Origin of the sequence: Streptomyces sp. NRRL S-31 (assembly GCF_000718775.1) — a bacterium.
GTDB lineage: Bacteria > Actinomycetota > Actinomycetes > Streptomycetales > Streptomycetaceae > Streptomyces.
The window spans coordinates 41,863-63,856 of the sequence record NZ_JOCB01000040.1 but is presented as its reverse complement, the minus strand read 5'-3'; the positions used below and the strand labels follow the sequence as shown (position 1 = coordinate 63,856).

General features: G+C 70.5%; 18 protein-coding genes. 10 read left to right on the top strand and 8 right to left on the bottom strand.

Translation table 11 applies throughout. The annotated features are described in order from the left end of the window. Positions 1-561 precede the first annotated feature (561 nt). Positions 562-1,509, top strand: a complete 948-nt coding sequence (locus IF37_RS0117740; protein ID WP_030743246.1) for a hypothetical protein — start codon at positions 562-564, stop codon at positions 1,507-1,509. 115 nt (positions 1,510-1,624) lie between these two features. Here IF37_RS0117740 and IF37_RS0117735 read toward each other — a convergent pair whose 3' ends face one another. Beyond that, on the bottom strand, positions 1,625-2,050 hold the full coding sequence (locus IF37_RS0117735; RefSeq protein WP_030743243.1) for a ubiquinol-cytochrome c reductase iron-sulfur subunit: 426 nt from the start codon (positions 2,048-2,050) through the stop codon (positions 1,625-1,627). A 348-nt stretch (positions 2,051-2,398) separates the two neighbouring features. On the opposite strand from IF37_RS0117735, the gene IF37_RS0117730 reads away from it, so the two are divergent. Next, the gene (locus IF37_RS0117730; RefSeq protein ID WP_030743241.1) at positions 2,399-3,532 is read left to right on the top strand and encodes a LacI family DNA-binding transcriptional regulator; all 1,134 of its coding nucleotides are present in this window, start codon (positions 2,399-2,401) and stop codon (positions 3,530-3,532) included. Further along, positions 3,529-4,449, top strand: a complete 921-nt coding sequence (locus tag IF37_RS0117725; protein ID WP_030743235.1) for a carbohydrate kinase — start codon at positions 3,529-3,531, stop codon at positions 4,447-4,449. Before IF37_RS0117730 ends, IF37_RS0117725 begins: the two co-directional genes overlap by 4 nt. A 224-nt stretch (positions 4,450-4,673) precedes the next feature. On the opposite strand, the gene uvrA is transcribed toward IF37_RS0117725, so the two are convergent. After that, on the bottom strand, positions 4,674-7,700 hold the full coding sequence (gene uvrA / locus IF37_RS0117720; RefSeq protein WP_030743234.1) for an excinuclease ABC subunit UvrA: 3,027 nt from the start codon (positions 7,698-7,700) through the stop codon (positions 4,674-4,676). Between the two features lie 224 nt (positions 7,701-7,924). Between uvrA and IF37_RS0117715 the strand changes: the two genes are divergently transcribed. The 5 genes from IF37_RS0117715 (at position 7,925) to IF37_RS0117695 (ending at position 12,438) form a co-directional block, all read left to right on the top strand. Continuing rightward, positions 7,925-8,611 carry a maleylpyruvate isomerase family mycothiol-dependent enzyme gene (locus IF37_RS0117715; RefSeq protein ID WP_030743232.1) on the top strand — a complete coding sequence of 229 codons (687 nt, stop codon included), beginning with the start codon at positions 7,925-7,927 and terminating at the stop codon, positions 8,609-8,611. A gap of 69 nt (positions 8,612-8,680) precedes the next feature. Then, the gene (locus IF37_RS0117710) at positions 8,681-9,337 is read left to right on the top strand and encodes an MBL fold metallo-hydrolase (protein WP_030743230.1); all 657 of its coding nucleotides are present in this window, start codon (positions 8,681-8,683) and stop codon (positions 9,335-9,337) included. 544 nt (positions 9,338-9,881) lie between these two features. Next, positions 9,882-10,766 carry an ABC transporter substrate-binding protein gene (locus tag IF37_RS0117705; protein ID WP_030743228.1) on the top strand — a complete coding sequence of 295 codons (885 nt, stop codon included), beginning with the start codon at positions 9,882-9,884 and terminating at the stop codon, positions 10,764-10,766. Beyond that, positions 10,763-11,689, top strand: a complete 927-nt coding sequence (locus tag IF37_RS0117700) for an amino acid ABC transporter permease (RefSeq protein ID WP_030743226.1) — start codon at positions 10,763-10,765, stop codon at positions 11,687-11,689. The genes IF37_RS0117705 and IF37_RS0117700 overlap by 4 nt, the downstream gene beginning before the upstream one ends. Beyond that, on the top strand, positions 11,686-12,438 hold the full coding sequence (locus tag IF37_RS0117695) for an amino acid ABC transporter ATP-binding protein (RefSeq protein WP_030743225.1): 753 nt from the start codon (positions 11,686-11,688) through the stop codon (positions 12,436-12,438). The genes IF37_RS0117700 and IF37_RS0117695 overlap by 4 nt, the downstream gene beginning before the upstream one ends. A gap of 14 nt (positions 12,439-12,452) precedes the next feature. On the opposite strand, the gene aroQ is transcribed toward IF37_RS0117695, so the two are convergent. Continuing rightward, positions 12,453-12,926, bottom strand: coding sequence for a type II 3-dehydroquinate dehydratase (aroQ, locus tag IF37_RS0117690; protein ID WP_030743223.1), 474 nt, complete (start codon positions 12,924-12,926; stop codon positions 12,453-12,455). A gap of 209 nt (positions 12,927-13,135) precedes the next feature. Between aroQ and IF37_RS0117685 the strand changes: the two genes are divergently transcribed. Continuing rightward, a complete protein-coding gene (locus IF37_RS0117685; RefSeq protein ID WP_030743218.1) occupies positions 13,136-14,407 on the top strand; it encodes an MFS transporter in 1,272 nt (423 codons plus the stop codon). Between the two features lie 21 nt (positions 14,408-14,428). Here IF37_RS0117685 and IF37_RS0117680 read toward each other — a convergent pair whose 3' ends face one another. From IF37_RS0117680 to IF37_RS0117660, 5 genes are all read right to left on the bottom strand, one after another. Further along, positions 14,429-15,529: a calcium:proton antiporter gene (locus IF37_RS0117680; RefSeq protein ID WP_030743216.1), complete on the bottom strand. Its 1,101-nt coding sequence runs from the start codon at positions 15,527-15,529 to the stop codon at positions 14,429-14,431. A 163-nt stretch (positions 15,530-15,692) separates the two neighbouring features. Next, positions 15,693-16,694 (bottom strand): TerC family protein, encoded by a 1,002-nt coding sequence (locus IF37_RS0117675; protein ID WP_030743215.1) that lies wholly within the window; start codon positions 16,692-16,694, stop codon positions 15,693-15,695. Positions 16,695-17,004: 310 nt separating this feature from the next. Beyond that, entirely contained in the window at positions 17,005-17,583 is a 579-nt protein-coding gene (locus tag IF37_RS0117670) for a TerD family protein (protein ID WP_030743213.1), read from the bottom strand. 174 nt (positions 17,584-17,757) lie between these two features. After that, entirely contained in the window at positions 17,758-19,896 is a 2,139-nt protein-coding gene (gene uvrB, locus IF37_RS0117665; RefSeq protein WP_030743210.1) for an excinuclease ABC subunit UvrB, read from the bottom strand. 40 nt (positions 19,897-19,936) lie between these two features. Then, the gene (locus IF37_RS0117660; protein WP_030743208.1) at positions 19,937-20,815 is read right to left on the bottom strand and encodes an MHYT domain-containing protein; all 879 of its coding nucleotides are present in this window, start codon (positions 20,813-20,815) and stop codon (positions 19,937-19,939) included. A gap of 278 nt (positions 20,816-21,093) precedes the next feature. On the opposite strand from IF37_RS0117660, the gene IF37_RS0117655 reads away from it, so the two are divergent. Next, complete coding sequence (locus tag IF37_RS0117655; protein WP_030743206.1) at positions 21,094-21,966, top strand: glycerophosphodiester phosphodiesterase family protein; 873 nt, start codon at positions 21,094-21,096, stop codon at positions 21,964-21,966. The last annotated feature ends 28 nt before the right edge of the window (positions 21,967-21,994 follow it).

Here is a 21,994-nt window from a genome sequence, read left to right as displayed (position 1 = left end):
GCCCCCACCCGCCCCTCCTCACTGTCTGCCCTCACTTCCCTGTCGGCCCACTGCCACCGCCTGCCCCGCGCGGGCCCCGTGGCACGCCCTCCGCCGGAGCGGTCGTCGGGGCCCCGCACGCCTTCCGCCCGGACAGCCATCGGGGATACGGCGCGCACGACGGCCCGGTTCCGGCCGTGCCGGGGACACACCGTCCGCTGCCGCTCCGGGGTGCCGTCCAGGTCGGCTGTCCCGCTTCCCTGTCCGGGCCGAGGCCGCGGGCACCTCCCGGTCAAGCCCCATGGCGGCCCGCACCGGTCCACTCGGGTCGCCCGCGCACCGGGCCGCTCGCCGTCCGTGCGACGGCGAGGTCCGGCCAGTCGCCCACGACGGGCCGACCCAAGGTGTTGTCGGGTTCTGGTCAACACGCTTCAATGCACGGGAATCGGGGCCGTGCACCACACGCGTGCGGGGCGCGGCATGCCCCGCACGGGCGTCCGCGGCACCGACGAAGGTGGCCCCGCACACCCGCGCAGGCGGTCTGACCGGCCGGAGTGACACCTCACAGAAAGGCCCCTCGGCATGCGGCATGCCACAGAACACGCGGACGTCCCCACCGCGGAACTGGTCACGGCGCTGCAAGGCGGCCCCTTCCACGTGGCGCTGCGCGCCGCGATCGCCGCGCGCGGGCTGCCGCTCCAGCGGGTGCAGCACCACCTCTCGCGCCACGGGGTCAAGGTGGGCGTCACCAGCCTGAGCTACTGGCAGCAGGGTGCCCGCCGCCCGCAGCGCCCGGAGTCGCTACGCGCCGTACGGGCACTGGAGGAGATCCTCCGGCTGCCGGACGAGTCCCTGATCCGGCTGCTCGCCGAGTCCGGCGAGCGTGCGGCGGCCGGCCATCCGGCGGGCCGCTCCTACCGCTCCCTGTCCGATGCCTCGGACGTCCTGGACCGGCTCACCGCCGGCCTCGGCTGGTCCCTGGACGGCGGACTGCACGCCCTGGGGCACCACGAATGCATCCGGATCGGTTCCCGGCGCGAGCTGGCGAGCCTCGAGGCCCACCACATCGTGCGCGCCCATCGCGACGGTGTGGACCGCTTCGTCGCCGTCCACCACGGCGACCCCGGCTGTGATCCTCGCCGGGTCACCGTGCACGCCCTGGAGAACTGCCGGACCGGGCGCCTGTGCTGGGACCAGGACACCGGCGTGCTGGTGGCCGAGCTGCTCTTCGGCACCCGGCTGCACTCCGGCGACACCTTCCTCTTCCGGTACCGCGTGGAGGACGGCACGGCCGGGACGTCCCGCGACTATCTGCACCGGTTCGGCTTTCCCGGCGGCCAGTACGCGCTCCAGGTGCGCTTCGACCCGGCCGCGCTGCCGGTGCGCTGCCACCGCTTCTCCCAGCAGTCGACGGCGGCCCCGCGCAACGGTCGGCAGGAGCTGGCCGTGGCAGGCCCCCACCACAGCGCGCATCTGGTGGAGCCGCGGACCAGGCCGGGCATCGTGGGGATCGGCTGGGACTGGGAGTGAACGGTCCCCCGCCGCCCGCCCCGCCCAGCGGATCCGGGTGACGGGCCCGCGTTCCGTGTCTGGAGCCCGGGCCCTGGGTTCCGCGCCTGGGGCCCGGGCCCGGGCGCCTCTCGGGTCAGTCCGCCGGACCGGCGACGATCCTGCCGTCCGCGGTCTTCACCGACAGCTCGACCAGGGGCTCGGTGGCCGGGCTCTGCACCACCTTGCCCGTCACGGCGTCGAACTGGCTGCCGTGGCAGGGGCAGATCAGAGTCGTCCCCTGGAGCTTGTTGATCGGACACCCCGCGTGCGTGCAGATCGTGCTGTACGCCTTCAGAGCGCCGTCCTGGTCACGGCTGACCACCACATTGTGATCCCGGTAGAGCTTCGCCTCGCCCTTCGCGACCTCGCTCTCCTTGCCGAGGTCGACGGGCGCGGTCGGAGCGGCCGCCACGCCACTGCCGCCGGGGGCCGAGCATGCGGCCAGGCCGAGTCCGGCGACCGGGACCACGGCGGCCCCACGGAGGACGGTACGGCGGCTCGCTGAGGGGCGGGCGGGCATCTGGAACTCCAGTGGTCAAGAGGTGTGCGGAGCGACGATACCGGGACAGAGGGAACGGCATCACGGCGGGGCGGGGCGGGCGGTGCACCGCGCCATGGGGACCTTTCCGGACGGGTGTGCGGAACGGAGGGCGAGAAGGGGGACGGGACAGGGACGGGGCGAAGACGGTAATACGGACGTAAGCGCTTGCGTAAGCGTTTACGTGGTGCGGGGTGATGGGATAGCGTCCCGGCCGAAAGGTGGCTGAGGACGGCCGGTCGGCCGAGCGGCTTCACCGGCTGATCGGCTTCACCGGCTGATCAGTTTTCCTCGGCCTGTCGGCTGGTCGGACCAGAGGGAGGGAGCACCATGGCCACCATGGCGGATGTCGCCCGGACTGCCGGTGTGTCCGTGGCCACCGTCTCCCACGTCCTCAACGGCACCCGTCCGGTGCTCCCCCACACCCGCCAGGCCGTACTCGACGCCGTCGACGCCCTCGGATACACCCCCAACACCCTGGCCCGCTCCCTGGTGACATCGCGGACCCGCTCCATCGGCCTGGCGGTGTCCGCCATCAGCAATCCGTACTTCACGGAGATCCTGCAAGGCGTCGAGGCCGCCGCGCTGGACGCGGGCTACAGCCTGCTCATCGCCGATCCGCACGACGATCCCGGGCACGAACGCAAGGTCGTACAGCTCCTCCACGAGCGCCGGGTGGACGGCATGATCGTCGCTCCGTCCGCGGAGCCGCGCGAGTTGGTCGGCTATCTGCGCCGCCACTCGGTGCCGACGGTCTTCCTGGACCGGCGCGTCGACGTCCACGGGACACGGGACGCCGCCCCGGACGACGCGGGCACCGCCGCTGCCCCGCCCCCGGACGCGCCGTGCTTCGACCAGGTCTGTGCCGAGAGCACCGCGCCGACCGCGCTGCTCGTCACCCACCTCGCCGGGCTGGGGCACCGCCGGATCGGCATGATCGCCGGCCTGCCCGGTCTCAGCACCACCGGTGAGCGCGTCGCCGGCTACCGGGAGGGCCTCGCCGCGGCCGGTCTGGACCACGACGAGCGTCTCCTCGTGTCCGGCAACTCCGAGTCGGCCGGCGCCGAGCGGGCCACGGCCACCCTGCTCGGCCTGCCCGATCCGCCCACGGCACTCGTCACCGCCAACAACGCGATGACCATCGGCGCCCTGCGCGCCCTGCGCCGGCACGACCGGTGCGTGCCGGACGACATCGCCCTGTGCTGCTTCGACGACTTCGCCTGGGCCGACCTGTTCTCGCCCCGGCTGACCGCCATCGCCCAGCCCAGCCGGGAACTGGGCGCCATGGCCGTCCGGGTGCTCCTGGACAGGCTGGCCGAGCCGGGCCGACCCGCCCGGACGGTCCGGCTGCCGTGCGCGTTCGTGCACCGCACGTCCTGCGGCTGCCCGGACGGACAGGGCCGCGCCGGAGCCACCCGGCCCACCGCATCAACCACGCTGCCCGAGAAGGGAACCGCTTCGTGATCGTCGTCGCCGGTGAGGCATTGATCGACCTGGTCCCGCAGGGCACCGGTGCCCTCGCGGGCCTGAAGCCGGCGCTCGGCGGCGGCCCGTACAACACCGCCGTGGCCCTCGGCAGGCTCGGCTCCCCCACCGCGTTCTGCTCGCGGGCCTCGAACGACGCCTTCGGCGAGGCCCTGCTCGACGGGCTGCGGCGGGCCGGGGTCGACGTGTCCGGCGTGCAGCGGGGACCGGAACCGACGACTCTCGCCCTGGCCACGATCGACGCCGGCGGGTCGGCCGCCTATTCCTTCTATGTCGAGGGCACCGCCGACCGTCTGTTCACCGCTCCCGCCGCGCTCCCCGCCGGTACCCGCGCGGTGTCCTTCGGTACCTGCTCGCTCGTCCTGGAACCGGGGGCGAGCGCCTACGAGGAACTGATGCGCGCCGCTGCCGGACAGGGGCTTTTCACGGCTCTCGACCCCAATATCCGGGCGGGACTGATCCCGGACGAGGACGCCTACCGGGAGCGTTTCCGGAGCTGGCTGCCCTCGGTCACGCTGTTGAAACTGTCCGCGGAGGACGCGGCGTGGCTCGGCGGCACCCCGCGGGAGTGGCTGGCCGCGGGGCCGGCGGCCGTGGTGGTCACCCGGGGTGGCGACGGCCTGACCGTGTTCACCCGGGACGGTGGTGAGCTTTCCGTGCCGGGCGAGGCGGTCGATGTCGTGGACACCATCGGCGCCGGTGACACGGTGAACGCGGCCTTGTTGCACGGGCTGGCCGCCCGGGACGCGCTGTCCCCGGAAGCGCTCGCCGCCCTCGGGACGGAGGGCTGGACACGGCTGCTGCGCTTCGCGGCACGAGCGGCTGCGGTCACCTGCTCACGCGCAGGGGCCGAGCCGCCCTACGCGGCGGAGCTGGGCGCCCTGAGCGGGCTGTGAGCGGTTGTTCTCCCTGTGCTGTTGACAAGGTGCGGCCGGACCTGCGGTGTACGGGGCCTGTCGGACCGCCGGGCCGGGCTGGCTGATGGTGGAACGAACGGCGCCCCGTGGGGAGTTCCCACGGGGCGCCGGATTTCTGATGCGATGTCAGGGTGAGGGGGAGGTGTCCTGGCCACGGTGTCCCCACCGCGGTGGGACACCGCCCTTCACGGGTGGCCGGGGTCTCAGGCGGTGCGGGACCGCGTGGTCTTCTTCGCGGGCGTCGCCTTCTTCGTGGTCGCGGCGGCCTTCTTGGTCGCGGTGCTGTCGGCCCGGGCCGTCACCGTCTTCTTCGTCGATGACTTGGCAGCGGCCGTCTTCCGGGTGGCCGTGGCCCGCGGTGCCTTGACCGGTTCGGCGTCGCTGATGCGGTCGGCTCCGAGGATCTCCCTCAGGAACTTGCCCGTGTGGCTCGCCGGCACCCCGGCGACCTCTTCCGGCGTGCCCTCGGCGACCACCAGGCCACCGCCGGCGCCGCCCTCGGGGCCCATGTCCACGAGCCAGTCGGCGGTCTTGATCACGTCGAGGTTGTGCTCGATGACGATGACCGTGTTGCCCTTGTCGACCAGTCCGCCGAGGACCTTCAGCAGCTTGCTGATGTCCTCGAAGTGCAGACCCGTGGTCGGCTCGTCCAGGACGTAGACCGTGCGTCCGGTGGAGCGCTTCTGTAGCTCGCTGGCGAGCTTGACGCGCTGCGCCTCACCGCCGGACAGGGTGGTGGCGGACTGGCCGAGGCGGACGTAGCCGAGACCGACGTCGTTCAGCGTCCTCAGGTGGCGGGAGATCGCCGGGACCGCCTCGAAGAAGTGCATCGCCTCCTCGATCGGCATGTTGAGCACCTCGGCGATGGACTTGCCCTTGTAGTGGACCTCCAGGGTTTCCCGGTTGTACCGGGCTCCGTGGCAGACCTCGCACGGGACGTAGACGTCCGGGAGGAAGTTCATCTCGATCTTGATCGTGCCGTCGCCCGCGCAGTTCTCGCAGCGGCCGCCCTTGACGTTGAAGGAGAAGCGGCCGGGCTGGTAGCCCCGGACCTTCGCCTCGGTGGTCTCGGCGAACAGCTTGCGGATGTGGTCGAAGACACCGGTGTACGTCGCCGGGTTCGACCGAGGAGTGCGGCCGATCGGTGACTGGTCGACGTGCACGACCTTGTCGACCAGGTCGTCGCCGTCGACGCGCGTGTGGCGTCCGGGGACGGTCCGGGCGCCGTTCAGCTCACGGGCCAGGTGCGTGTACAGGATGTCGTTGACCAGGGTCGACTTGCCGGAGCCGGAGACACCGGTGACGGCCGTGAACACGCCCAGCGGGAAGGACACATCGATGTCCTGGAGGTTGTTCTCGCGGGCGCCGTGCACGGTGAGCTGCCGGGACAGATCCCGCGGACGCCGGACGTCCGGGAGCGGGATCGACTTGCGCCCCGAGAGGTACGCGCCGGTCTGCGACTCGGTGTTGGCGAGCAGTTCCTTCACGGAGCCGCTGTGCACGACCTTGCCGCCGTGCTCTCCGGCGCCCGGGCCGATGTCCACGATCCAGTCGGCGACCTTGATCGTGTCCTCGTCGTGCTCCACGACGATGAGCGTGTTGCCCATGTCGCGCAGGCGGACCAGGGTCTCGATCAGCCGGTGGTTGTCCCGCTGGTGCAGACCGATGGACGGCTCGTCCAGGACGTACAGGACGCCGACGAGGCCGGAGCCGATCTGGGTGGCTAGCCGGATGCGCTGGGCCTCACCGCCGGACAGGGTGCCGGCCGCGCGGTTCAGCGAGAGGTAGTCCAGGCCGACGTCGACCAGGAAGCGCAGCCGCTCGTTGACCTCCTTCAGGACCCGCTCGGCGATCTTCTTGTCACGGTCGTTCAGCCTCAGCTCGCCCAGGAACTCCGCGCAGTCGCTGATCGACATCGCGGAGACCTCGGCGATCGACTTCTCCATGATCGTGACCGCGAGGACGATCGGCTTCAGTCGCGTGCCCTTGCAGGAGGGACAGGGCACCTCGCGCATGTAGCCCTCGAAGCGCTCACGGCTGGCGTCGCTCTCGGCCTCGCTGTGCCGGCGCTTGACGAAGGGCACCGCGCCCTCGAAGGGGGTGGTGTAGACGCGCTCCCGGCCGTACCGGTTGCGGTAGCGCACCTCGATCTGGGTCTTGTGGCCGTAGAGCAGGGCCTTCCTGGCACGCTGTGGCAGGCCCGCGAACGGGATGTCCATGCGGAAGCCCAGGGCGTCCGCGAGAGCGCCGATCAGGCGGCCGAAGTAGTCCTTGGTGTGCCCGTGCGACCAGGGGTGGATGGCGCCCTCGTCCAGGGACTTGTCCGGGTCGGGGACGATCAGCTCCGGGTCGACCTCCATGCGCGTGCCGATGCCGGTGCACTCGGGGCAGGCGCCGAAGGGCGAGTTGAAGGAGAAGGAGCGGGGCTCCAACTCCTCGAAGGACAGGTCGTCGTACGGGCAGTACAGGTGCTCCGAGTACATGCGCTCGCGCTCGGGATCGTCCTCGGGGAGGTCCACGAAGTCGAGCACGACCATGCCGCCGGACAGGCCGAGGGCGGTCTCCACCGAGTCGGTGAGGCGGCGCTTGGCGGAGTCCTTCACCGTGAGGCGGTCCACGACCACCTCGATGGTGTGCTTCTCCTGCTTCTTCAGGGTCGGCGGCTCGGACAGCTGGACGGTCTGGCCGTCCACCCGCGCGCGGGAGTAGCCCTTGGTCTGGAGGTCGGCGAAGAGGTCGACGAACTCGCCCTTGCGCTCGCGCACCAGCGGGGACAGCACCTGGAACCGGCTGCCCTCCGGCAGCTCCAGGACCTTGTCCACGATGGCCTGCGGCGACTGGCGCGAGATCGGGCGGCCGCACTCGGGGCAGTGCGGCTTGCCGATGCGCGCGAAGAGCAGTCGAAGGTAGTCGTAGACCTCGGTGATCGTGCCGACCGTCGAGCGCGGGTTGCGCGAGGTCGACTTCTGGTCGATGGAGACCGCCGGGGAGAGGCCCTCGATGAAGTCGACGTCAGGCTTGTCCATCTGGCCGAGGAACTGCCGTGCGTACGAGGAGAGCGACTCCACGTAACGGCGCTGGCCCTCAGCGAAGATCGTGTCGAAGGCCAGGGAGGACTTGCCCGACCCGGACAGGCCCGTGAAGACGATGAGCGAGTCACGAGGCAGGTCGAGCGAGACATTCTTCAGGTTGTGCTCGCGCGCGCCACGGACGATGAGACGGTCGGCCACGCCGGTCCGCACCTTTCTTGAGAGAAGTGACAGGGGCGGGGCCCCCGTGCTTCTTCAGACTAGGGGGAGCCACTGACAACGCCGGTCGGATTGCCCGGTTGCATAACAACCCCCGGCCTTCCAGCATGCCCGACGCCGCCATCGAAGATATAGGACGTGCATTCGATTTGCGGGCGAGCTTCACCACCTTCACCCGAAGGAGTGGCGGGGCTAGGGTCGGCGCCATGATGGATCACGCTCATGACCTGGCCCGTGTACGTGAAGCGACCGACCAGCTGCTCAGCGCGGTCGCCGAAATGGACGACGCCTCGCTCGCCGAGCCGTCGCGGCTCCCCGGCTGGAGCCGCGGGCACGTCCTCGCCCATCTCGCCCGGAACGCGGACGCACTGGTGAACGTCCTCCAGGGACGCCCCATGTACACCGACGCCGAGGCGCGGGACGCCGACATCGAGCGGGACGCGCCTCGGCCCGTCGAGGTCCAGGCAGCCGACATCCGGGAGAGCGCGGCCCGGTTCCAGGCGGCCGGGGAGGCGCCCGCGGACTGGACGCGCACGGTGGAGCTGCGCAACGGGGTCACCGACTCCGCGTCGCGGGTGCCGTTCCGCCGGTGGGTGGAGGTGGAGCTGCACCACGTGGACCTCGGGGCCGGGTACGAGCTGGAGGATCTCGCGGCGGAGTTCCTGGAGCGGGAGACCGGCTTCCTGGCGGACCGGTTCTCCGGACACCCCGACGTCCCGGCGACCCGTCTCACGGATGGCACGCACGCGTGGGCCACCGGACGCCGGACCGATCCGCCCGCCATCACGGTCACCGGCCGGCCGGCGGACCTGGTGGGCTGGCTCGCCGGGCGCCGCGACGGCGCGGCGCTGGAGGTCCGGGGCGGGGCCCTGCCACAGCTGCCCCCGCTGTAGGACGACGGCCGTCCGGGAGCCCGCCCGGGCGGCCACCCATCGGGGCTTCCCCCGCTATAGGCTGCCGACATGACGTACTCAGGCGAGGTCAAGGTCGGCGGACCGGCGGATGTGCACGAGCTGAAAGACCTGATGATCACCAAGATCGCGGTCGGCCCGATGGACAACAACGCCTATCTGCTGCGCTGCCGGGCCACCGACGAGCAGCTCCTGATCGACGCCGCCAACGAGGCGGGGACGCTGCTCGCCATGATCGGCGACGACGGCATCGCGTCCGTCGTCACCACGCACCAGCACGGCGATCACTGGCAGGCGCTCGGTGAGGTGGTCGCGGCCACGCGCGCGCGTACGTACGCCGGTCGCGACGACGCCGCCGGCATCCCCGTGGCCACCGACGTCCCCGTCGACGACGGCGATGTCATCAGGGTGGGCCGGGTGGAGCTCACCGCGCGCCATCTGGTCGGGCACACACCCGGTTCGATCGCACTGGTCTACGACGACCCGCACGGCCATCCGCACGTCTTCACCGGCGACTGCCTCTTCCCCGGCGGGGTCGGCAACACGCGCAAGGATCCGAAGGCGTTCGCCAGCCTGATCCACGACGTGGAGACGAAGATCTTCGACGTGCTGCCGGACGAGACGTGGGTCTACCCGGGACACGGCAACGACACGACGCTGGGCGCGGAGCGGCCGCACCTGCCGGAGTGGCACGCGCGCGGGTGGTGACCGGAGGCGGACGCCCGGCTGCCCGGGGCGTGTCCGTGCGCTGGCGCGCCAGTACGGCTGGAGCACGGCTTCCGTTGCCCGCGGTGGGGGCACGGTAGAAGCGGCGAGGGCACGGTAGAAGAAGCCCGCGTCCCCGTGGCGAGCGCCTGGCGTCGCGGGTGTCCGCCCCACGCTCCGGCGCACGGGCCGTACGCACGCCCCGCGTACGACCGCGTCCCTGCGCCGAGCCCTCGCGCATGTGCCGGGCGCGCGCCACCTCCGCGCGCGCCCCGTGTGAATGCTTCGCACGCACCGGGCCCCCGTGCGCACTCCCGGAGAACGGTTCCGTGCAGTCAACTGGTAGCAGCCCCGCGCAGGATGACGGCTCCTGAGCGGTAGGGGCCGCCGGTCTCCAACCCCGCCCTCGGCCGGCGGCCCAAGCACCGGTCAGGCGTGTGGGGGACGCGCGTCACCGCGTTCACACGGCCGCAACACCCGTTCCCACCATGCGGACAGCTACCTCGGTGACGTGGACAAACGCGGGTTTCGCTGCCACTCTCCCGCCATGCACCCTGCCCCTCACGCCCTGCGCAGCGCGGTCGTCGCCGCCACCATAGCCCTGCTCGCCACCGCTGTCGGCTGTGCGCCGCAGCCCGAGGAGAAGGCGTCGGCCGCCCCCTCCGGCTCGGCCGCGAAGCACTGCGCCGCGGGCGAGCTCGCCACGAAGACCTCCGGGAAGTTGACGATCGCGACGGACGAACCGGCGTACGAGCCCTGGTTCAAGGACGACAAGCCCGCCAACGGCAAGGGCTTCGAATCGGCGGTCGCCTACGCCGTGGCGAAGCGGCTGGGGTACGGCAAGGACGCGGTCGTCTGGCAGAGCGTGCCGTTCAACAAGGCGTTCGCACCCGGGGAGAAGACCTTCGACTTCGACATCAACCAGGTGTCGATCAGCGCGGAGCGCCGCAAGGCCGTGGACTTCTCCTCCGGTTACTACGACGTGCGCCAGGCCGTCATCGCGCTGAAGGGCAGCAAGGCCGCCCAGGCGGCGAGCATCGCGGACCTGAGGAAGCTCAAGCTGGGCGCCCAGGTGGGCACCACCAGCCTCGCCTACATCACCGACGTGGTGAAGCCGACGCGGCAGGCCGCCGTCTACGGCAAGAACGACCAGGTCAAGTCGGCGCTGAAGAACGGCCAGGTGGACGCCGTCGTCACCGACCTGCCGACCGCGTTCTACATCACCGCGGCCGAGGTCACGAACGCGAAGATCGTCGGCCAGTTCGAGCACCAGGGCGGCGCACCCGAGCAGTTCGGACTGGTGCTGGACAAGGGCAGCGCGCTGACCCCGTGTGTGACGGCCGCCGTCGACGCCCTGCGCGAGGACGGCACGCTGGCGGGCATCGAGAAGCAGTGGCTCTCGGACGCCGTCGACGCCCCGGTGTTCAAGTGACGTTCACAAAGGGCGAGTCGGTCCGGGAGGGGACGGACGACGAGGGTGACATGACCGGTGGCGACGGCTCCGGCGACGGTTACGTGCCCTCCGAGCGGCGCCTGGCCCGCGAGCGCCACCGACGCGCGCGTGCCCGTCGCGCCACGGCGATCGCGGCCCTGTCGACCCTCGTCATGGCCGCCGTCCTCTACCTGGTCGTGGTCAACGCCCCAGGCTGGTCGCGCACCAAGGAGACCTTCTTCAGTGCCCACTACGCGCGTGAGGCGTTCCCGAAGGTCCTCGAAGGGCTGTGGCTCAACGTCCGCCTGTTGCTGATCTGCGGTACCGCCGTCCTGGTCCTCGGCATGCTGATCGCCGTCGCACGGACCCTGCGCGGCCCGGTCTTCTTCCCGCTCCGGGTGCTGGCGGCGGCGTACACCGACTTCTTCCGCGGTCTGCCGCTGATCATCAACCTGATGATCGTCGTCCTGGGCGTGCCGGCGCTGCGGCTCCAGGGTGTGACGGTCGATCCGGTCCTGCTCGGCGGTACGGCGCTGACGCTGACGTACTCGGCGTACGTGGCGGAGGTGTTCCGGGCCGGCATCGACTCCATCCATCCCTCGCAGCGCGCGGCGGCGCGCTCGCTGGGCCTCACCAACCGGCAGGCCCTGCGCTACGTCGTCCTGCCGCAGGCGGTGCGCCGCCAGGTGCCGCCGCTGCTCAACGACCTGGTGTCGTTGCAGAAGGACACCGGTCTGGTCTCCATCGGGGGTGCGGTGGACGCCGTACGCGCGGCCGACATCATCGTGGGCCGCAGTCTGAACTACACGCCGTACATCGTGGCGGGGCTGGTGTTCGTCGCGCTGACCATCCCGATGACCCGCTTCACCGACTGGGTCACGGCCAGGATGGACCGGCGGCGGGCCCAGGGAGGAACGATATGAGCGACGCTCCGGTGCTGCGGATGGAGTCCGTACGCAAGACGTTCGGCGGCTCGGTGGTCCTGCGGGATGTCGGTCTGGAGGTGGCACCGCACACGGTGACCGCGCTGATCGGCGCGTCCGGCTCGGGCAAGTCGACGCTGCTGCGCTGCGCCAACCTGCTGGAGGAGATCGACGACGGCGCGATCTGGCTGGACGGCGAGGAGATCACCGACCCGCGGGTGGACCAGGACGCGGTGCGGCGCCGGATCGGTGTCGTCTTCCAGGCGTACAACCTCTTCCCGCACATGACCGTGCTCGACAACATCACCCTGGCGCCGCGCCGGGTGCACGGCGTGTCCCGCGCGGAGGCCGAGGAACGGGCCCGGGAGCTGCTGGAGCGCCTCGGTCTGGCCGACAAGGCGGACGCCTATCCGGACCGGCTCAGCGGCGGTCAGCAACAGCGTGCGGCGATCGTGCGGGCCGTCGCGGTGCGGCCCCGGCTGTTGCTGCTGGACGAGATCACGGCCGCGCTCGACCCCGAACTGGTGGGCGAGGTGTTGGAGGTGGTCCGTGGTCTGAAGGACGAGGGCATGACCATGGTGCTGGCGACGCACGAGATGGGCTTCGCGCGGGACGTCGCCGACCAGGTGTGCTTCCTGGACGGCGGGGTCGTGCTGGAGCGCGGCACCGCCGAGCAGGTCTTCGGCGATCCGCGGCAGGAGCGCACCCGGCGGTTCCTCCGACGGATCGTGGAGGCGGGCCGGCTGTAGTCCCGCGCGCGGGGCTACGAGTCGGCCCGCGCCGCCCCGAGGAGCGCCGCGACCCGTTCCACGCCGAACACGTACCCCTGCACTCCGCAGCCGGCGATGACGCCGTCCGCGCGCAGCGACACGTACGAGTGGTGCCGGAACGACTCGCGCTGGTGGATGTTGGAGATGTGCACCTCCAGCACGGGCATGCCGTCGCAGGTGTTGAGCGCGTCCAGGATGGCGACCGACGTGTGCGAGTAGGCGCCGGGGTTGATGACGATGCCGCAGTGGCCGAGCCGCGCCTCGTGGATCCAGTCGACCAGTTCGCCCTCGTGGTTGGACTGCCGGAAGTCCACCGTGCCGCCGTGCGCGGCCGCCGCCCTGGCGCACAGCGCCTCGACGTCGGCCAGCGTGTCCTTGCCGTAGATCTCGGGCTGGCGCTGGCCGAGCAGGTTCAGGTTGGGCCCGTTGAGGATCATGATCGAGGCGTTGGCCAGGGTGCGGGGCACGGTTCCTCCGGTCGTTCGGGGCGGTGCGGCTGGGACCGCCGCTCGCCTCCGGTCTATCACGCCGGCCGGGACCGGCAGCGGGCCGTGCGCGCCGGTCGCCAGGGCGCGCACTCCAGTCCCTCGGTCACCTCTGTACGCCCCCGTAACCCCTGATCACGGTGGGTAGTTGACGCGACATGCGCGATCTACACGCAGTAAGCACTCCGTCCATGCCGCGGCTCGCCGCCGCCTCGCTCGCCGGGACAGCGATCGAGTTCTACGACTTCTTCGTCTACGGGACCGCTGCGGCTCTGGTGCTGGGGCCGCTGTTCTTCCCAACGTTCTCGGCGGTCGCGGGGACCCTGGCGGCGTTCGGGACCTTCGGGGTGGGGTTCGTGGCCCGGCCGCTGGGCTCGGTGCTCTTCGGGCACCTCGGGGACCGGCGCGGACGGCGTCCGGTGCTCGTCGCCTCGCTGCTGCTCACCGGTGCCTCGACGGTCGCGGTCGGCTGTGTGCCGACCTACGGGACCATCGGGGTGGCCGCGCCCGTGCTGCTGCTCGTCCTGCGCTTCCTCCAGGGGCTGGGGCTCGGCGGTGAGTGGGGTGGGGCGGTCCTGCTGACCGCCGAGCACGCTCCCCCGGGACGACGCGCCCTCTGGTCGAGCTTCCCGCAGGTGGGGCCGGCGCTCGGCTTCGTCCTGGCCAACGGGGTGATGCTCGCGCTCTCGGTGGCGCTGTCCGACGCGGAGTTCGCTCGCTGGGGCTGGCGGGTGCCGTTCTGGGCGGCCGGCGCGCTGGCGCTGGCCGGTCTGTGGCTACGCTCGTCCCTCACGGAGAGCCCCCGGTTCCTGGAGATCGACGACCACGCGCGCGTGCCGCTCCTGGAGGTCGTACGGCACCACGGACGGCTGGTGCTGCTGACGGCGGGGGCGCTGGCGGTGGGCTACGCGGTGTTCTACGCGGTGACGACCTGGTCGCTGTCGTACGCGACGGAACGGCTCGGCGTGAGCCGTACGGTCATGCTGACGTGCGTCATGGGCGCGGTGGTCGTGAAGGGCGCGCTCATCCCCCTCGTGGCGCTGCTCGGCGACCGGTACGGGCGCCGGCCGATGTGCCTGACGGGGTGCGCGGCCTGCGTCCTGTGGATGCTGCCGATGGTCGCGCTGCTGTCGACCGGCGAGCCCCTGCTGATGTTCCTGGCCATCCTGGGCGCGCTGCTCGCCTTCGTCACCATGTTCGCGGTGATCTCCGCCTACCTGCCGGAACTGTTCGAGGCGCGGGTGCGCTGCACGGGCGCCACCGTGGGCTACAACCTGGGCGGGGTCCTCGGTGGTGCTCTCACTCCGATCGTGGCCACAACACTGGCGGAGCGGAGCGGTCGGGTGCCGTGGGGCGTGGGGGTCTATCTGACCGTCATCGCGCTGGTGAGCCTGGTCTGTTTCGCACTGCTGCCCGAGACGCGGCCGGTCCCGGCTCCGGCGCCCGAGCCGGCCACGGGCTGACCGGTCGCCGGCCGCCTCCTGCTACGGGTTGATGGCCAGTTCCAGGTAGGCCGCGAACAGCACCAGGTGGACACCGCCTTGCAGAGGTGTGGCCCGGCCTGGCACCACGGTCAGGGAGCTGACCACCACGGTGAGTGCGAGCAGCAGCATGTGGGTCGGGCCGAGCCCGAGGACGAGGGGCCCGGGCAGCCAGACGGAGGCGAGGGCCACGGCCGGGATGGTCAGGCCGATGCTGGCCATAGCGGAGCCGAGCGCGAGGTTGAGGCTGGTCTGCACGCGGTCGCGGCGGGCGGAGCGCAGTGCGGCGATCGTCTCGGGCAGCAGGACGAGCAAGGCGATGATCACACCGACGACGGCATGATGCAGGCCCGCCGCCGCCACGCCCGACTCGATCGTGGGCGACACGCCCTTGGCCAGGCCGACCACGCCGACCAGGGCCAGTCCGAGCAGGCCGAGGCTGATCCAGGCGGTGCGCGCGGGCGGGGGTGTGGCGTGCTCGTCGGCCGTGATGACCGCGCCCTGCCGGGTGATGGGCAGGAAGTAGTCACGGTGCCGCACGGTCTGGGTGGTCACGAACAGTCCGTACAGGATCAGTGAGGACAGCGCGGCGAAGGTCAGTTGGAGGGCGGAGAACTCGGGACCGGGCTTGCTGGTGGTGAAGGTCGGCAGCACCAGGCTGAGCGTGGCCAGTGTCGCCACGGTCGCCAGTGCCGCGCCGGTCCCCTCGGGGTTGAAGACCGCCGTGCCGTGCCGCAGGGAGGCGACGAGCAGGCAGAGTCCGACGATGCCGTTGCAGGTGATCATCACGGCGGCGAAGACGGTGTCCCTGGCCAGGGTGGAACTCTTGTCGCCGCCGTCGGCCATGAGGGTGACGATCAGAGCCACCTCGATGATCGTGACGGCGATGGCGAGGACCAGTGAGCCGAAGGGCTCGCCGACGCGGTGGGCGACCACCTCGGCGTGGTGCACCGCCGCCAGGACGGCGCCGGCGAGGACGAGGGTCATCAGGCCGACGACGGCGCCGGGCAGGCCCCGGCCCCAGGTGAGAACCAGCAGGACGACCGCGAGCACCGGCACGAGGATCGTCCATTGATGGGTGAGCGACCGGAGCCGAGTGATCATGCGGCGATGTTCGCAGAGACGTACAGGGTTCGCATTCCGTTCTTTTCGGATACCTCTCATCCTTTCCGGTGCGGGGCCCGGCGCCGGTGGGCCGGGCCCCGTCTCCGTGGCAGGCACCGCCGAGAAGTGACTGGGGGAATCGGGGGCTTGCCGGACGACGCCGTCAGACGTCGACGCTGTCCTTGCGGGCGTCCTGACCGCCGGCGTGCGCCGCCTCGGTGGCCGCCTGCTTGCGGTTGGCGAGCAGGCTGGTGACCGTGGTGACGGCGAGGACCCCGCAGATCACGCCGAGCGAGACGGGGATGCTGATCTCGGGGACGTGGACACCGGACTCGTGCAGGGCGTGCAGCACCAGCTTGACGCCGATGAAGCCGAGGATGACCGACAGCCCGTACGAGAGGTGCACCAGCTTCCTGAGCAGCCCGCCGATGAGGAAGTACAGCTGGCGCAGACCCATCAGGGCGAAGGCGTTGGCGGTGAAGACGATGTACGGGTCCTGGGTCAGGCCGAAGATCGCGGGTATGGAGTCCAGGGCGAACAGCACGTCCGTGGTTCCGATGGCGAGCATCACGACCAGCATCGGGGTCATGACGCGCTTGCCGTTCTGCTGGATCCACAGCTTGGTGCCGTGGTACCGGTCGGCCACACCGAACTTGCGCTCGGCGGCCTTCAGGAGCTTGTTCTCCTCGAACTCCTCGTCCTCCTGGTCCGCGCGGGCCTCCTGGATGAGCTTCCAGGCGGTCCAGATCAGGAAGGCGCCGAAGAGGTAGAACACCCAGGCGAAGCTGGCGAGGATCGCGGCCCCGGCGGCGATGAAGACGGCCCGCAGGACCAGAGCTATGAGCACGCCGACGAGCAGGACACGCTGCTGATACTGGGCGGGCACCGCGAACTTCGCCATGATCAGCACGAAGACGAAGAGATTGTCGACGCTGAGTGACTTCTCGGTGATGAAGCCCGCGAAGAATTCCCCGGCCGGCTGTCCACCGCCGAAGACGAGCAGGCCGAGGCCGAAGAGAGCGGCCAGGGCGATCCAGACGGCCGTCCAGATACCCGCTTCCTTGATCGACACCTCATGCGGCTTGCGGCCGATGACGAAGTCGACCGCGATCAGGGCGGCCAGACCCACGATGGTGAAGGCCCACAGGGCCAGGGAGACTTCCACTGCACCTCCGGCATTACGTGACGGCGAACACATCAGCGTTGTCGCTGCCGGAGGTCTCTTCCGCCCGTAACGGGCCGGCGCCCCGGGACCGGAACCGGTCCGTATTGACGGGTGCGCCGCAGCCAGGAGTACTCCCCTCCGTACTCAAAACGGTACCCCAATCACCAAGGAAAGGTAAAGCGATTGGTAAAGAATTTTCCAAAGCGCCAGGTCAAAGGCGCTTTACCGGCCCTTTGTCCGGCTTCCGGGCCAGTGCGGCGCGGATGCGTGCTGTCGACCGGGGATCCGGCCGGGACCCGGACCTTCGGTGTCAGAGGTGGGGCAGGATCGCCGGCATCAGGTCCTGGAAGGTGCGGCCGTTGGCCGGGGCGCCGATGGCGGTCATCGTCCAGCCGGAGCCGGCCCGGTGCACCTTGGCCATGATCTGGGCGGTGTACTCGCCGCCGCCGGCCAGGGTGTAGCGGGCGAGTTCCTGACCCGTGGCCTCATCCAGGAGGCGGCAGAACGCGTTCTCCACCTCCTGGAACGTCTGCCCGGTGAAGGAGTTCACCGTGAAGACGATCTGGTCGATGTGGGCCGGGACCCGCTGGAGGTCCACCAGGATCGCCTCGTCGTCGCCACCCTGGCCGACACCGCCTACAAGGTTGTCACCGGTGTGGCGCACGGAACCGTCGTCGCTCACCAAATGGCGGAAGAAGACGACGTCCTCGGGCTCCGCACCGGCGAAGAGGACCGCCGAGGCGTCCAGGTCGATCTCGCGGGTGCGGGAGCCGAACAGGCCTCGCCGCTTCGCCGCCTGCCAGCCGAGCCCCATGCGGACCGCGGTCAGGGTGGCCCCGTCCTTCTTCTCCAGGCTGATGGCCTGACCCTTGGACAAGTTGACGGACACGGCTGATCCCCTCTCGACGGTCCCCTGTTGCCGCCCCGGGCCCGTCACAGCAGCGCACGGCGCGGTTGTCCACGACCCTACGCAGGGCCGCCGGGAGAGCCGACCCCGGTCCGCGCTTTGTGTCGGTGTTGCAACACTTGGCGCATATGCCGAGGTCGGCGGCGGGGCGAAGGCTCAGGCGAGGCCGGCCTCCCGCATCTGGCGCAATTCCTTCTTCATCTCGGAGACCTCGTCGCGCAGCCGGGCGGCGATCTCGAACTGCAACTCCGCGGCGGCGGCACGCATGCGCTCGGTCATCTCCTCGATCTGTTCGGCCAGTGCGGCGGCCGGACGGTCGGTGGGCACCGCCTTGCCCTTGGCGGCCTTGCCGGCCTTCGCGCCCTTGGCCGCCTTGTCGCCGAGCGACGGAACCGGGGCCTTCGCGCCCTTGCCGTCCTTCGTCTTGCGGTAACCGGAGCCGAGGAGCTGTTCGGTGTCGACCTCCTCGCGGGCGATCTGCGCGACGATGTCGTTGATCTTCTTGCGCAGCGGCTGCGGGTCGATGCCGTTGGCCTTGTTGTAGGCGATCTGCTTCTCCCGGCGGCGGTTGGTCTCCTCGATGGCCTTCTCCATCGCCGGGGTGATCTTGTCGGCGTACATGTGGACCTGACCGGAGACGTTGCGCGCCGCGCGGCCGATGGTCTGGATCAGCGAGGTGCCCGAACGCAGGAAGCCCTCCTTGTCGGCGTCCAGGATCGCCACGAGCGACACCTCGGGCAGGTCGAGGCCCTCACGAAGGAGGTTGATGCCGACCAGGACGTCGTACTCACCGGCGCGCAGTTCCCGCAGCAGCTCGATGCGGCGCAGGGTGTCGACGTCGCTGTGCAGATAGCGCACCTGGATGCCGAGTTCCAGGAAGTAGTCGGTGAGGTCCTCGGCCATCTTCTTGGTGAGCGTGGTGACGAGGACCCGTTCGTCCTTCTCGGTGCGCTTGCGGATCTCGTGCACCAGGTCGTCGATCTGGCCCTCGGTGGGCTTGACCACGACCTCCGGGTCGACCAGGCCGGTCGGTCGGATGATCTGCTCCACGACACCGTCCGAGCGCGACAGTTCGTAGGCGCCGGGGGTGGCCGACAGGTAGACGGTCTGTCCGATGCGCTCCTGGAACTCCTCCCACTTCAGGGGGCGGTTGTCCAGGGCGGAGGGCAGCCGGAAGCCGTGGTCCACGAGGGTGCGCTTGCGGGAGGCGTCGCCCTCGTACATCGCGCCGATCTGCGGGACGGTGACGTGCGACTCGTCGATGACGAGCAGGAAGTCGTCCGGGAAGTAGTCCAGCAGGGTGTTGGGCGGGGAGCCCGGCAGACGGCCGTCGAAGTGCATCGAGTAGTTCTCCACACCGGAGCAGGTACCGATCTGGCGGAGCATCTCGATGTCGTACGTGGTGCGCATCCGCAGGCGCTGGGCCTCCAGGAGCTTGCCCTGCTTCTCCAGCTCGGCCAGGCGCTCCCCGAGCTCCTTCTCGATGTCGTTGACGGCCCGCTCCATGCGCTCGGGGCCGGCGACGTAGTGAGAGGCGGGGAAGACGTAGAGCTGCTGGTCGTCGCTGACGATCTCGCCGGTGAGCGGGTGGAGCGTGGACAGCGCCTCGATCTCGTCGCCGAACATCTCGATGCGGACGGCCAGCTCCTCGTAGACCGGGAAGATCTCGATGGTGTCGCCGCGGACCCGGAAGGTGCCGCGGGTGAACGCCATGTCGTTGCGCGTGTACTGGATGTCGACGAAACGGCGCAACAGCTCGTCCCGGTCGATCTCGTCGCCGACCTTGAGCGGGACCATGCGGTCCACGTACTCCTGCGGCGTACCGAGGCCGTAGATGCAGGACACCGAGGCGACCACGATGACGTCGCGGCGGGTGAGCAGCGAGTTGGTGGCCGAGTGGCGCAGCCGCTCGACCTCCTCGTTGATCGAGGAGTCCTTCTCGATGTAGGTGTCCGACTGGGGGACGTAGGCCTCGGGCTGGTAGTAGTCGTAGTACGAGACGAAGTACTCGACCGCGTTGTTCGGGAGCAGCTCGCGGAACTCGTTCGCCAGCTGGGCGGCGAGCGTCTTGTTCGGCGCCATCACGAGGGTGGGGCGCTGGAGCTGCTCGATCATCCACGCCGTGGTGGCGGACTTGCCGGTGCCGGTCGCGCCCAGGAGGACGACGTCCTTCTCGCCGGCCTGGACGCGCTTGGCGAGGTCGGCGATGGCCGTCGGCTGGTCACCGCTGGGCTGGTAGGGGCTGACGACCTCGAAGGGCGCCACCGTGCGTTCGATGTGGGAAACGGGCCGCATGTCATCAACCGTACGACCCCGCACTGACAACGGGCTGCGATCAGTGGTTCTGCGGGGTGCGGGAAGGCTGGTGCTCGGGTCGGCCGATCGGTCGGCGCCCCTGGTGGAGGGTGGGGCGGCGGTCCCCGTGGGGGGTGACGGCGGCGGCCGGAACACCCGCTTTGTGCTCGACGGGCCGCCAGTCGGGCCCGCCCACCACCATCAGCGGATCGAAGACCACGACGACGCCCGCCAGGAGCAGGAAGGCGAGCGGGCCGATCAGCATCGGCGCCAGCGAGGACACCTCGGGTGCGGTTCCGGGGGTCGGGGCGGAGCTGTCGAGGTGGACGCCGAGGGCGGCCATGCCGGTGTAGTGCATGCCACTGACGGCGAGCCCCATGACGAGGCTCGCCCCGACGCTCCACAGGAAGCCGCGCACCTGTCCGGCGGCCCACAGGGCCGTGGTGGCGGCTACCACCGCAATGACGACGGAGGCGGCGACGGTGGGCGTGTCGTAGGTGAACTGCCCGTGGAAACGCATGCCCGCCATGCCGAGGTAGTGCATCGACGCGACCCCCAGACCGGTGATCGTGCCGCCGGTGAAGAGCGGGGTGCCGGTGGCGCCCCGGTAGCCGACGATGAAGACCCCGACACCGACCATGACGATGGCGAGCCCCAGGCTCGCGTAGGTCATCGGCGCGTCGTAGTGGATCGGCGTCTCCACGATGGTGAAGCCCATCATGGCGACGAAGTGCATGGTCCATATGCCGGAGCCGATCGCCGCCGACCCGAGGGCCAGCCAGGCGGGGCGCCGGGAGTGCGTGACCAGCAGGGACCGTGTGGTGCAGCGCAGGCCGAGGGCGCCGCCGAGGCAGGCCATCACATAGGCCACCAACGGGGTGACGGCCCCGTAACTGAATCCGTCGACCGTGCCTTGCATGCGCGGCTGCCCTTCCGCCTTCTCGCGTCCCGGAATACCTGAGTTGTGCCCCCGTCCCAGGACCGCGCGGGCGGTCAGGGTGTCGCAGAGAGTATGACTCCCACCGGAATGGTCGAACGATTTTCCGGCAAAGAAACACGCCCTTGCCGCAGATGTGCGCCACTGGTGAGCGACTCGGGGCGCAGGTCTTCAGTCTGTGGTCATCGTGCACCCGGGTACCGTTGACCCAGGGCGTTCAATCTGGTGCTGTCGGTATTCGCCCGATGCGAGGAGTACGCATGTACGCACGCGTAGTCGCCGTCACGATCGCCGCGGTCCTGGGGGCGGCGGCCGTCCTGCTGAGCCCCGCCTCACACGCCCGGGCGGGCGGCGACGGCGTGCCCACCGTGGTCGCCCACCGGGGTGCCTCCGGTTACGCGCCCGAGAATACGCTGGCCGCCATCGACCGGGCCGCCGAGCTGGGCTTCTCCTGGGTCGAGAACGACGTCCAGCGCACCGAGGACGGTGAACTGGTCGTCCTGCACGACGACAGCCTGGAACGCACCACGAACGTCGAGGACGTCTTCCCCGGCCGGGCTCCGTGGAAGGTGCGGGACTTCACAGCCGCGGAGATCGCCCGGCTGGACGCGGGCAGCTGGTTCTCGCCCACGTACGCGGGCGCGCGCGTGCCGACGCTCCGGCAGTACATGCGCCGGGTCGAGCACAACCACGAGAAGCTGCTGCTGGAGATCAAGAGTCCGGAGCTGTACCCGGGCATCGAGCAGCAGACGCTCAAGCTGCTCGGGAACGAGGGCTGGCTGGACGGCCGCCACCGGGACCGGCTGATCGTGCAGAGCTTCAGCGCCGACAGCGTGCGGGCCGTGCACGAACTGAAGCCGGCGCTCACCACCGCCTACCTCGGTGCGCCCCCCGTGGCGCAGTTGCCGCGGTTCGCGGACTTCGCCGATCTGGTCAATCCCTCGCAGACGGCGCTCACCCGCGAGTACGTCTCGGCGGTGCACTCCGTCACCGGGCCGCACGGTCGGCCGCTCGGAGTGTTCGCCTGGACGGTGGACGACGCGGCCGCCGCCCGCCGCGTCGCCGGTTGCGGCGTCGACGGGATCATCTCGAACAAGCCCGACGTGGTGCGGTCGGCGCTGGGTTCGGACTGATCCGGGCGGGCGTTGTCAGTGCCGGGTC